8 protein-coding genes and 1 tRNA gene are annotated in these 11299 nt (G+C 62.2%); 2 read left to right on the forward strand and 7 right to left on the reverse strand.

Annotated features, from left to right (window positions below):
• Positions 1–569: 569 nt before the first annotated feature.
• The 7 genes from NDI72_RS20745 to NDI72_RS20775 all read right to left on the reverse strand — a co-directional run bounded on the left by NDI72_RS20745 (position 570) and on the right by NDI72_RS20775 (position 10464).
• Complete coding sequence (locus NDI72_RS20745) at positions 570–4325, reverse strand: vitamin B12-dependent ribonucleotide reductase (RefSeq protein WP_283801668.1); 3756 nt, start codon at positions 4323–4325, stop codon at positions 570–572.
• A 683-nt stretch (positions 4326–5008) separates the two neighbouring features.
• Positions 5009–6547, reverse strand: a complete 1539-nt coding sequence (locus tag NDI72_RS20750; RefSeq protein ID WP_283801669.1) for an inorganic phosphate transporter — start codon at positions 6545–6547, stop codon at positions 5009–5011.
• A 115-nt stretch (positions 6548–6662) separates the two neighbouring features.
• Entirely contained in the window at positions 6663–7130 is a 468-nt protein-coding gene (locus NDI72_RS20755; protein WP_113156352.1) for an NUDIX hydrolase, read from the reverse strand.
• A gap of 262 nt (positions 7131–7392) precedes the next feature.
• Complete coding sequence (bluB, locus tag NDI72_RS20760) at positions 7393–8094, reverse strand: 5,6-dimethylbenzimidazole synthase (protein WP_283801670.1); 702 nt, start codon at positions 8092–8094, stop codon at positions 7393–7395.
• Positions 8095–8148: 54 nt separating this feature from the next.
• A complete protein-coding gene (gene gpt, locus NDI72_RS20765; RefSeq protein ID WP_113155520.1) occupies positions 8149–8646 on the reverse strand; it encodes a xanthine phosphoribosyltransferase in 498 nt (165 codons plus the stop codon).
• A gap of 146 nt (positions 8647–8792) precedes the next feature.
• On the reverse strand, positions 8793–9635 hold the full coding sequence (locus NDI72_RS20770; protein WP_113156351.1) for a universal stress protein: 843 nt from the start codon (positions 9633–9635) through the stop codon (positions 8793–8795).
• Between the two features lie 76 nt (positions 9636–9711).
• Complete coding sequence (locus tag NDI72_RS20775) at positions 9712–10464, reverse strand: competence/damage-inducible protein A (RefSeq protein ID WP_206554578.1); 753 nt, start codon at positions 10462–10464, stop codon at positions 9712–9714.
• 190 nt (positions 10465–10654) lie between these two features.
• Here NDI72_RS20775 and NDI72_RS20780 point away from each other — a divergent pair.
• Positions 10655–10740: transfer RNA gene (locus NDI72_RS20780), tRNA-Leu, on the forward strand.
• Positions 10741–10884: 144 nt separating this feature from the next.
• Positions 10885–11289: a DUF6538 domain-containing protein gene (locus NDI72_RS20785; RefSeq protein WP_283801671.1), complete on the forward strand. Its 405-nt coding sequence runs from the start codon at positions 10885–10887 to the stop codon at positions 11287–11289.
• Positions 11290–11299 lie beyond the last annotated feature (10 nt).

Raw genomic sequence — 11299 nt, forward strand, 5'->3', positions numbered from 1 at the left:
ACGGATTTTGAAGACACATGCCGGGGACCTCGAGAGCATGACGTTGCTGGCTCGCCGCCCGTCGGGAGGCCGCATTTCAGCAATGTCGACCACTTACTTGTTAAGCGCTTTGCCGACCGTAGAAGCGTGTGCGTAGCCCTATGGTGTTGGGCCGATTTCACCCGTAGCGCAGAGGTGTGCGAAGCAGCCGAGTACCATCGTCATCGACACCTAGAGTTTGACCTAAGCGACCGTGCAGGACGCTGTTCTGGTCAGGTCTGCTTCTTCGATGGAAAGCGGTTGGGCTTTGAAGACCTACGAACCAATTCGTTGGACGAACGGCAGCAGTCGGAAGGCTGCAAAATGTCCGTATACGTCAAATGTGGGCGCTCAAAGGATGAACGAAGGAAGCGGGTGCGCTGATTCCAGACGACTTGGCTTAGAACGAAAAAATCCGGGCCGATGAGCCCGGATTTCCTTGATTCCCAACGCGCTCTCGCATTGGGACATCGTGAGGCTGCCATTGCGGACATTTTAGTGTGCAGGAGGACAAACTATGTTGCCCTTCTCACCTCAATGCGGCCCTTGCCTCAGCTACAGCCGCTCGTTGCGCCGCAGGTGTCGCACTTCTCGCAGGTGCCGTTGCGCACCATGGTGAAGTTCTGGCACTCCGAGCACATATTGCCCGTATAGCCCTGCATGATCGCCTGCTGGCGGCGGTGGCTCTCGACCTTCTTCGCTTCGGCGGCTTCCTGAGCGGCTGCCTCGGTGAAGAGGGCGTCGGTTTCGCCTTCCTGCGCGGCTTCCTCTGCCAGCTCCTTCGCACGCTCCTCATAGTCGCGGCGGAAGGCGGTGGCTTCTTCCTGCAGTTCCGAAACGGCAGGCTTCAGCGCGTGGACGGTTGCGCCCGAAGCGATGGCGCGGACGGACGGGCCGCCGGCTTCGCCCTTGGGCTCACCGCTTTTGCCGGAAACCAGCTTGAACGGGGTCGCGCCGCGGGTCAGGCCCTTGGAGAAGGGGATCGCCTTGCCTTCATTGATGCCGCGGCCGAGCGCGGTGTTGGTGAAGTCGGACGTGTCCACATGGGCGAGATCCGAACGACCGAGATAGGACACGGCCAGCTCGCGGAACACATAGTCGAGGATCGACGTGGCGTTCTTGATCGCATCATTGCCGATGACCATGCCGGCCGGCTCGAATTTGGTGAAGGTGAAGGCCTCCACATATTCCTCGAGCGGCACGCCGTATTGCAGGCCAAGCGAGATGGCGATGGCGAAGTTGTTCATCATCGCGCGGAAAGCAGCGCCTTCCTTGTGCATGTCGATGAAGATCTCGCCGAGGCGGCCATCGTCGAACTCGCCGGTGCGCAGGTAGACCTTGTGGCCACCGATCACCGCTTTCTGGGTGTAGCCCTTGCGGCGGTTGGGGAGCTTCTCGCGCTCGTCGCGGACAACCTTTTCCACGATGCGTTCGACGATCTTCTCGGAGACGACGGCGGCCTGCGCGGCAGCCGGTGCGGCGACCAGCTCTTCGGCCAGATCGTCGGCATCGTCCTCATCGTCGGACAGGAGCGCGGAGTTCAGCGGCTGCGAGAGCTTGGAACCATCGCGGTAGAGCGCGTTGGCCTTGAGCGCCAGCTTCCAGGAGAGGAGGTAGGCCGCCTTGCAGTCCTCGACCGTCGCCTCGTTGGGCATGTTGATGGTCTTGGAGATGGCGCCCGAGATGAAGGGCTGCGCGGCAGCCATCATGCGGATGTGGCTTTCGACCGAAAGGTAGCGCTTGCCGACCTTGCCGCACGGATTGGCGCAATCGAAGACGGGCAGGTGCTCTTCCTTCAGATGCGGTGCGCCTTCAAGCGTCATGGCGCCGCAAATGTGGATGTTGGCGGCCTCGATTTCCTTCTTGGTGAAGCCGAGGGCGGCCAGCATGTCGAAGGAGAAATCGTCGAGCTGCTCGTCGGTGAGGCCGAGCGTTTCCTTGCAGAAATCCTCGCCGAGCGTCCACTTGTTGAAGGCGAACTTGATGTCGAAGGCCGATTTGAGCGCACCGTTGACGGCGGCGATCTTCTCGTCGTCGAACCCCTTGCCCTTGAGGCTGGTCGGGTTGATGGCCGGAGCCTGATCGAAATTGCCATGGCCGACCGCATAGGCCTCGATCTCGGCGATCTGGGCTTCGGAATAGCCGAGCGTGCGCAGGGCTTCCGGCACGGCGCGGTTGATGATCTTGAAGTAGCCGCCGCCGGCCAGCTTCTTGAACTTCACCAGTGCGAAGTCGGGCTCGATGCCGGTCGTGTCGCAGTCCATTACGAGGCCGATCGTGCCGGTGGGCGCGATGACGGTGGCCTGCGCATTGCGGTAGCCGTACTTTTCGCCCAGCTCAAGCGCGCGGTCCCAGGCGGCGCGGGCATGCTCGATCAGATCGGCATGCGGGCACTCGTCCGCCTTGAGCGGCACCGGATTGACCGACAGGCCCTCATAACCGTCGCTCTGGCCATGGGCGGCGCGGCGGTGGTTGCGGATGACGCGCAGCATGTTCTCGGCATTGCGCTCATAATCGGGGAACGCGCCGAGCTCGCCGGCCATCTCTGCCGAGGTTGCGTAAGCGACACCGGTCATGATCGCCGTCAGCGCGCCGCCAATAGCGCGGCCTTCCGCTGAATCATAGGGGATGCCGGAGGTCATCAGCAGACCGCCAATATTGGCGTAGCCGAGACCCAGCGTGCGGTACTCGTAAGAGAGCTTTGCGATCTCCTTGGACGGGAACTGGGCCATCATCACGGAGATTTCCAGCACCATGGTCCACAGGCGCACCGTGTGCTCGTAGGCCGCGATGTCGATGGTGCCGTCCTGATTGCGGTACTGCAGGAGGTTCATCGAGGCGAGGTTACAGGCCGTGTCGTCCAGGAACATGTATTCCGAGCACGGGTTCGAGGCGCGGATCGGGCCCGCTGCCGGCGAGGTGTGCCAGTCGTTCATGGTGGTGTTGTAGTGCAGGCCCGGATCGGCGGACGCCCATGCGGCGTAACCGATCTTGTCCCACAGGTCGCGTGCCTTGAGGGTCTTTGCGACCTTGCCGTCAATGCGGTTGATCAGATCCCAGGTGCCATCGGTCTCCACGGCGCGCAGGAAGTCGTCCTTGAGCGAAACGGAGTTGTTCGAGTTCTGGCCCGAAACGGTGAGGTAGGCTTCCGAATCCCAGTCCGTGTCGTAGGTCTTGAACTGGATGTCGGTGTAGCCCTGGCGGGCGAACTGGATGACGCGCTTGATGTAGTTCTCAGGCACGGCATTGCGCTTTGCAGCACGGATCTCGCGCTTGAGCGCCGGGTTCTGGGACGGGTCGAAGCATTCATCATTGTCGGCCTCGCAGTTGATGCAGGCCTTCATGATGGCTTCGAGGTGCTTCTTGGCGATCTTGGAACCGGTGACGAGGGCGGCGACTTTCTGCTCCTCCTTCACCTTCCAGTCGATGTAAGCCTCGATATCGGGATGGTCCGCATCGACAACGACCATCTTGGCCGCGCGGCGGGTGGTGCCGCCCGACTTGATGGCGCCGGCAGCGCGGTCGCCGATCTTCAGGAAGGACATGAGGCCCGAAGACTTACCGCCGCCGGAGAGCTTTTCGCCTTCGCCGCGCAGATGAGAGAAGTTGGAGCCGGTGCCTGAACCGTATTTGAACAGGCGCGCCTCGCGGACCCACAGATCCATGATGCCGCCTTCATTGACCAGATCGTCGCCGACCGACTGGATGAAGCACGCATGGGGCTGCGGGTGCTCATAGGACGATTTGGACTTGGTCAGCTTGCCGGTGAACGGGTCGACATAATAGTGGCCCTGGCCGGGGCCGTCGATGCCATAGGCCCAGTGCAGGCCGGTGTTGAACCACTGCGGCGAATTGGGGGCGACGCGCTGGGTGGCGAGCATGTAGCACAGCTCGTCCATGAAGGTCCGGGCGTCTTCCTCGCCATCGAAATAGCCGCCCTTCCAGCCCCAGTAGGTCCAGGTGCCGGCGAGACGGTTGAAGACCTGCGCGGCGCTGGTCTCGGAGCCATAGCGCTCGTCTTCGGGCAGATCCTTCAGCGCTTCTTCATCGGCAACCGAACGCCACAGGAAGGAGGGGACATCATTCTCCTCGACCTTCTTCAGGTGCGCGGGCACGCCGGCCTTGCGAAAATATTTCTGCGCGAGAATGTCGCTGGCGACCTGGGAGAACTGCGCCGGAACGTCGATGTTCTCCAGCCGGAAGACGATGGAGCCGTCCGGGTTCTTGATTTCGCTCGTGGCCTTGCGGAACGCGATTTCCGCATATGGGCTTTGGCCTTGCTTTGTGAACCGGCGTTCGATGCGCATTTTGTCCTCTTTGCCCCTATTCCATATATAGCGTCTTGCGCAGCGAATGGCTCATCACATCTTCACTGCGCGGACACCGTGTCCGCCATGCCGGGCGCTTGAAGCGCGCGACGCCTAGATACCGAAGGTTGGTTCCTTTATGCGGCCCGGAATCCGGAAACCGCTAGGTCTTGTTTCGCAGGTGCGAAACCGCCCCCAACCTGATGCGACTGCGACGTCAATGTCACAGAACTGATACATTATATGGTGCGTAGGATTTCCGAAATCACTAAATATAGTGTTAACAGATTCTTGATGCCTCACGGCAGCCGACGCCCCCGCCTGCTTTTTCCACGGCGCAAACGATGCCGTTCCGCCCGAAACAGATGTCCGGGCAGATGCTGGAAACTCAAACGAATTGGAAAATCGACCGGCTTTGCGCCGACCAACCGCACCGTACGAACGCGAGTGCCGGACCATAAAATGCGACTCGTACCGTGGCGTCAAGAACTCGGCGGATTATGACAGGCAATCACTACATGTAGTGTGTGGGGTGTGTGAATTATGGGGAAGTCGCACGCCAGCTGTTGCGGTTTGAAAAACCCATCTTTCCCGGCGTCTCGGGAGGAGGGGCGTGCAGAAAAAAGCGCACAGGCCGGAGGGGCTGTGCGCTTTGATCGATGAGGGCCTGTGCAGTTTCCGGGTCAGGCGATCAGGTCGAGCACCAGAAAGATGACGGCTGAAAGGATGGCGGCGGCGGGAACCGTGGTGACCCATGCGGCAACGATGGTGCGCACATGGGCGCGGCGCACCAGTTTGCGACGGGCGACTTCCTCGCGCGAGGTCTTTTGCTGTTCGACTTCGAGATCGTCATCGTCGCTCGACTGGATGCCATTGTCTACCTTGAGGCGCACGCCCTTGCGCTCCAGATAGGCGCGGCGGCGCTTGGAATGGGCGGTGTACCACTCGCGGAAGAATCCGACGCCGAAAATGGCGCCGACGGCGGTGTGGGTCGAGCTGATGGGAAGGCCGAAACCGGAGGCGATGATGACGGTGATGGCTGCCGAAAGCGCAACGCAGAAGGCGCGCATCGGGTTGAGCTTGGTGATCTGCTCGCCGACCATGCGGATGAGCTTGGGGCCGAACAGGACGAGGCCGATGGAAATGCCGGCCGCGCCGATGACCATGACCCAGAGCGGGATGGCGACGGTCGTGTTGACGGTGCTCTCATGCACGGTGAAGACGATGGCGGCCAGCGGGCCGACGGCGTTCGCCACGTCATTTGCACCATGGGCAAAAGAGAGAAGGGCGGCCGAAATGACCAGCGGCACCTTGAACAGGCTGCGCAGCGACTGATTGCGGTTTTCGAGCCCTTCCGACTGCGCATGCACGAAGAGATGGGCGAGGAACCAGGTGACTGCGAAGAAGGCGAGACCGATGATGGCTGCGCCCCCGCCGGTGACCGGGAAAACCTTTTTCAGACCCTTGAGGGTGAGATATGCGGAGAATGTGCCGGCCATGATGGCGATCAGCAGCGGCAGCCAGCGGCGCGCGGCGGCGATCTTGTCATCCTGATAGATGATGGCGGTCTTGATGAAGGCCAGGAAGAGGGCGGCGATGACACCGCCGACAACCGGCGAAATGACCCAGCTTGCCGCGATCTGCGACATGGTGGCCCAGTCCACGGAGGAGAAGCCGGCAGCCGCGATGCCCGCACCCATGACACCACCGACGACCGAGTGGGTGGTGGAGACGGGGGCGCCGATCCAGGTCGCCAGGTTGATCCAGAGGGCGGAGGAGATGAGCGCGGCCATCATGGCGCGCACGAAGGCCTCGGGCGTTCCCACGGCGGCGGGATCGATGATGCCCTTGGAAATGGTGGAAACCACATCGCCACCGGCGATCAGCGCGCCGGCGCTTTCAAAGACGGCTGCGATCAGGAGCGCGCCGCCGAGCGTCATGGCCTTTGCGCCGACAGCCGGGCCGACATTGTTGGCCACGTCATTCGCGCCGATGTTGAGCGCCATATAGGCGCCGATGGCGGCGGCGGCGACGATGATCACCGCGCGCGGCTCGCCGAACGTGTAGGTGGCGGCGAAGATGGCGGTGAGCGCGAGGAACAACAGAGCAAGACCGGGGGCAACCAGGCCGCGCGCCACGGTGGTGGTGGCTTCCTCGACATAGACGAGCTTGTCTAGATCCTTGTCGAGCGTCTGTTTGCGTGGATTGCTGCTTTCGCTCATGCGATATCCATCTCGTGCCCTGGCTTCACGATGGTGAAAGTGTGCGGAAAAAAACTCCGCACCGGGTTAGGAAACAAACCCGCGCGCGGCAAGCGCCGACGGCAAAAAAGACCGATCAGGCGGCGATTTCTCGTGGATTGTGGCTGAATGCGATCAGAAGCTCACCGAGATCGCGCTCCTTCACGGCGGCTGCCGCCTCCTGGGGCGAGAACCACTGGCGGGTGCGCTGCTTGCGCTCCGGCCACTTGGCGCGCTCCTCGGTCACTTCCAGCGGGACGACCGCAACCTCGCAGGGCCACTCGACCCCGGTGCCGTCTTCCTTGTGGTAGTAGAAACGTCCGATTTCGCCGGCTGCGGGCCTGCCGCGCACGCCGGCCTCTTCACGCGCTTCGCGCTGTGCGGCCATGGCGAGGGTTTCGAGCCCTTCGGGCCAGCCCTTGGGCAGCACCCAGCGACCGGTTCCCCGGCTGGTCACGAGCATGATCTCGATGCCGCTGCCGTTCGCCGCGTTGCGCCACGGCAGCGCTGCTGCCTGAACGCGGCGGGGATTGCCACCGAACAGACGCCGAACCGTTTCGGTCAGCCGCAAACGTGTGCCGTGCGTGAAAATCGTACTTCTCCTCAACCGGGCACATCGCGCCCAGATTCATGTTTTTCCTGTAAGTTACTGTTTCTACGCTTATTTGCGCGCCGGGTGGCGGAACAATTGCCACTCAAGCTTTCGGACTCGAATCAGGGCGCGCGGAAAGCCTGATCGCAGACATAATCAATTTACGCAGAGAATCAAGAGGTTGGCGCAATGATCATGCGTCGCTTGTCGGATATGAAGGCGAGCGTTGCACGCTTCAGTCTTCTTCGCGCCAGCCTTCTTCATGGATATGGGAGGCGAGTGGCGAACGGCGCTTCCAGCCCCGCTTTTCAAGCTCGGGACCGTCGAAGAAGCCCTTGACGTGGCCGACACACAGATAGCCGACGAGGCGCAGGCGCTCGGGGATGCCGAGCACCGCCTTGACGCGGTCTTCATGCAGGATGCTGACCCAGCCGACGCCAATGCCTTCGGCGCGGGCGGCAAGCCACAGGTTCTGGATGGCGCAGACCGTGCTGAACAGGTCGGTGTCGGCCATGTGGGTTGCGCCCAGAATGACCGGCCCGCCACGCTCGCGGTCGCTGGTGATGCAGATATTGAGGGGAGCCGAGGTGATGCCGGCGAGTTTCAGGGCGCGGTACTGGTCCCGCTTCCCGGCAGGAAAGCGCTCTGCGGCCTGCGCGTTGGCATCGGCGAAGATGTCGGCGATCCGCTGGCGGGTCTCCAGCCTGCGGATGAGAATGAAGTCCCAGGGCTGCGACAGGCCGACCGAGGGTGCGCGATGGGCGGCGTCCAGAATGCGGGCGAGCGCGGCCTCGTCGATCGGATCGGGCAGAAACTCGCCGCGCACGTCGCGGCGGGTGGCGATGGCCCGATAGACGGCGTCACGCCCGGCAACGTCAAAGGGCGCGCCGGACGTGAGACCGTCCGTCGGTTCGGGCCTGTCGTCGCTGCGCGACATGAAGATGCTCCTGGGCGTGCTGCGGCCGGGAAGGGGGCGCGCGGCGCGTTGCGATCAGTCGGGCTGACCTTCGGCGATGGGCTTCTGGTATGAGAAGCCCATGTCCCAGGGGAAGTAGATCCAGGTGTCCTGCGAGACTTCGGTGACGAAGGTGTCGACAAGCGGACGGCCCTTGGGCTTTGCATAGACGGTGGCGAAATGCGCCTTGGGCATCATGGCGCGCACGATGGCTGCCGTCTTGCCGGTGTCGGTGAGGTCGTCGACGATGAGGACGTTCTCGCCTTCATCCTTGAGGAGCTCGGGATTGATTTCCTTGAGCACCCGCAGTTCGCCCTGCGACGTGTAGTCGTGATAGGAGGCGACGCACACGGTTTCGATGAGGCGGATGCCGAGTTCGCGCGAAATGACGGCTGCGGGCACGAGGCCGCCGCGCGTGATGCAGACAATGGCTTTCCATTCGCCGTTGACGCCGGACAGACGCCAGGCGAGCGCGCGCGCGTCACGGTGGAACTGATCCCAGGAAACGGGAAAGGCTTTTTCAGGAAGAGACATCGGCTTCGCACTCCATGGGCGCATCGCGGCTGCTGATTGGAATGCGCGGTGAATTAGCCGGAAAGGGATGCCGAGCGCAAGCCCGGCATCCGGTTCATCCCGCATTTTCCCAACAGTTTGGATGCGGGCTGTGAGCGTGGCCCGCCTCAGTGGGCGAGGAAGGTGGGCACCGTCATGCTTTGCAGGATGGTGCGCGTGGCTCCGCCGAACACGAATTCACGCAGGCGCGAGCGCCCGAATGCGCCCATGACGAGAAGATCCGCGCCCGTGTCGGAAATGCGATTGTCGAGCACCTCGCCATGGGAGACGCCGCCCGACTGCTCCACCTTGACCGTGACGTCGATGCCGTGGCGTGCAAGGGCTGCGGCGATGGCCGTGCCGGCCATGGATGCGTCACGGCGGGGCGTATCCTGCGGGTCGATACAGAACACTTCCACGCTGTCGGCTTCCTTCATGAAGGGCAGGGCGTCGAAGGCGGCACGCGCTGCCTGCCGGCTGCCGTTCCAGGCGAGCAGGATCTTCTTGAACTCGGCCTCGCGGGCCTTGCGGATATAGGGAACGAGGAGGACGGGGCGTCCGGTCTCGAAAAGCAGGGCCTCGATATTGGCGTCCATGCTGGCGGTGGCGTCCGGGTCGGTCTGCTGGGCGATCACCAGATCTGCGCTGCGCGCGCTTTCGATGCCGGAGACGGCCGAATCGCCCGACACGCTGTCGAAGCCGCGCCACTCACTGGCGACGCCCTCGACGCGGGCGCGTTCGTCGAACAGGTGGCGGATGACCTTGTGACGGCGGGTCGTCTCTTCCTGCATGTCGATGCTGAGATCGACCACGGGGCCGCCCATGGGCGAGGCCATGACCATGGGAAGCGCCTCGGCGTGCAGGCCGATCACATGACTGTCGTGGCGGGCTGCAAGCGGCAGCGCCAGATCGAGGACACGCGGGGCGTCAGCCTCGCTTTGCAGAATTGCGAGAATGGTCTTGTAGCTCATGTCAGCCTCCTTGAGCTGCGATGCAGTGCGCTTTTTCTTTTCTAGCCCATCTGCGGCCAAACCGTTTTGCGCCAGATCAACCCTTTGCGACCTGCCTGGGCGGGATATCTTCGAGCATGGACCGGATGGCCACAACCGCCTCCTCAAGCGCCGCCTTCGAACGGGATCGAACCACAATTTCGGTCCAGAAGGAACCATCCTGATACTTTGGATAGGAGCCGATGATGGTTTCGGGATGGGCTGCCTGAATTTCGCCGAGCGGGCCGCCGATTGCGCCTTCGGGAAGGCTGGAGGGGATGGTTTCGGAGATGAGTTTCGCGCCGGTTTTGAGCGTGGGGATCACATTGTCGAGCATCGCCTGGAAAATCGCCGGCACGCCGGCCATCACATAGACGTTTTCGACGCGGAAGCCGGGGGCGATGGAAATGGGGTTGTCGATATGCTCGGCTCCCTCGGGCATGCGGGCCATGCGCTTGCGGGCGTCCGAGAATTCGATGTCGCGGCTGGCATAGTGCTTTTCGAGCAGGGAATAGGCCCTGTCGTCATAGTTGCAGGGGCGAGCGAAGGCGCGGGCGATGGAATCGGCGGTGATGTCGTCATGCGTGGGGCCGATGCCGCCAGTGGTGAACACATAGGTGTTGCGCGCGCGCAGCGCATTCACCGCCTCGACGATTGCCGCCTCGTCGTCGGAGACGATGCGCACTTCCTTCAGATCGATGCCCACGGCCGTGAGCATGTCGGCCAGATGGCCGATATTCCTGTCCTTGGTGCGGCCGGAAAGAATTTCGTCGCCGATGACAACCATTGCGGCCGTTACGAGTTCGCTCATCTCAGTGTGATCCCTGTTGATGTGTGGAGAGATAGACCCGCGCCCCTGGGAGGGCAATGGTGGAACGTGGCGGGCGTTGGATGGAGCGGGGCGGTGGCCTGTTTCGCAGGGGCTGAACATGCGTATTTTCTGAAGAACATGCGTATCCCGCTTGATTGCCGGGATTTCTACCGCTAGTCGTTGTTGCGATGCGGACGTGGCGAAACTGGTAGACGCAGCAGACTTAAAATTTGCCGCCCCTGGGGCTTGCGGGTTCGATTCCCGCCGTCCGCACCAGAGTTTCCTCCCAAAATTTAATGTAACTATCTGATTTTTAAGTGGTATTTTTGGCGATGTTTTTTCGCCATTGCTGTGTTTGCGGTTTTGGAGATACAAACTGAGATACAAAATGAGTGACTTTCACGTATTTCAGGTATCGGCATGGCAGGGCGCTCGCGGGGCAGGGCAGCGGGAAAACCGGATCGGTTTCTCTTCCTTCGGGATGACATTTATTACTATCTGAGGCGCGTGCCGGCGCGGCTTGTCGATGTGGATGAGCGTGCACCCTTTGTGCGCCAGACGCTGAAGACAGGCGACCTGGCGCTTGCGCGCGCCAAGCGGGACTTGCTCGAAGAGGCGGACAACGCCCTGTGGGCCTCGATGCTGGTCGACTCGCCGCAGGATCCTGCGCGGGCTCGCTATCAGGCGGCCGTGAAGCGCGTCGAGGCGCTGGGCTTCACATTCCGGTCTTGCGCAGCGCTCGGCCAGTCCGCCTCTCTGGAAGACATCGTTTCGCGACTTGAGACCATTGGTAAGCGGTGCGCCGGTCACACTGCCTGGTCGTAGTTCCATGGCA

Origin of the sequence: Nitratireductor sp. GZWM139 (assembly GCF_030068685.1) — a bacterium.
GTDB classification, from domain to species: Bacteria; Pseudomonadota; Alphaproteobacteria; order Rhizobiales; family Rhizobiaceae; genus Nitratireductor; species Nitratireductor aquimarinus.

What these genes read in the sequence shown, in the direction of transcription:
- gpt (WP_113155520.1), bottom strand. Translation starts at nt 8,646, where the DNA reads ATGTCTCTTCCTGAAAAAGCCTTTCCCGTTTCCTGGGATCAGTTCCAC.
- NDI72_RS20775 (WP_206554578.1), bottom strand. Translation starts at nt 10,464, where the DNA reads ATGAGCGAACTCGTAACGGCCGCAATGGTTGTCATCGGCGACGAAATT.
- bluB (WP_283801670.1), bottom strand. Translation starts at nt 8,094, where the DNA reads ATGTCGCGCAGCGACGACAGGCCCGAACCGACGGACGGTCTCACGTCC.
- NDI72_RS20745 (WP_283801668.1), bottom strand. Translation starts at nt 4,325, where the DNA reads ATGCGCATCGAACGCCGGTTCACAAAGCAAGGCCAAAGCCCATATGCG.
- NDI72_RS20770 (WP_113156351.1), bottom strand. Translation starts at nt 9,635, where the DNA reads ATGAGCTACAAGACCATTCTCGCAATTCTGCAAAGCGAGGCTGACGCC.
- NDI72_RS20750 (WP_283801669.1), bottom strand. Translation starts at nt 6,547, where the DNA reads ATGAGCGAAAGCAGCAATCCACGCAAACAGACGCTCGACAAGGATCTA.
- NDI72_RS20785 (WP_283801671.1), top strand. Translation starts at nt 10,885, where the DNA reads ATGGCAGGGCGCTCGCGGGGCAGGGCAGCGGGAAAACCGGATCGGTTT.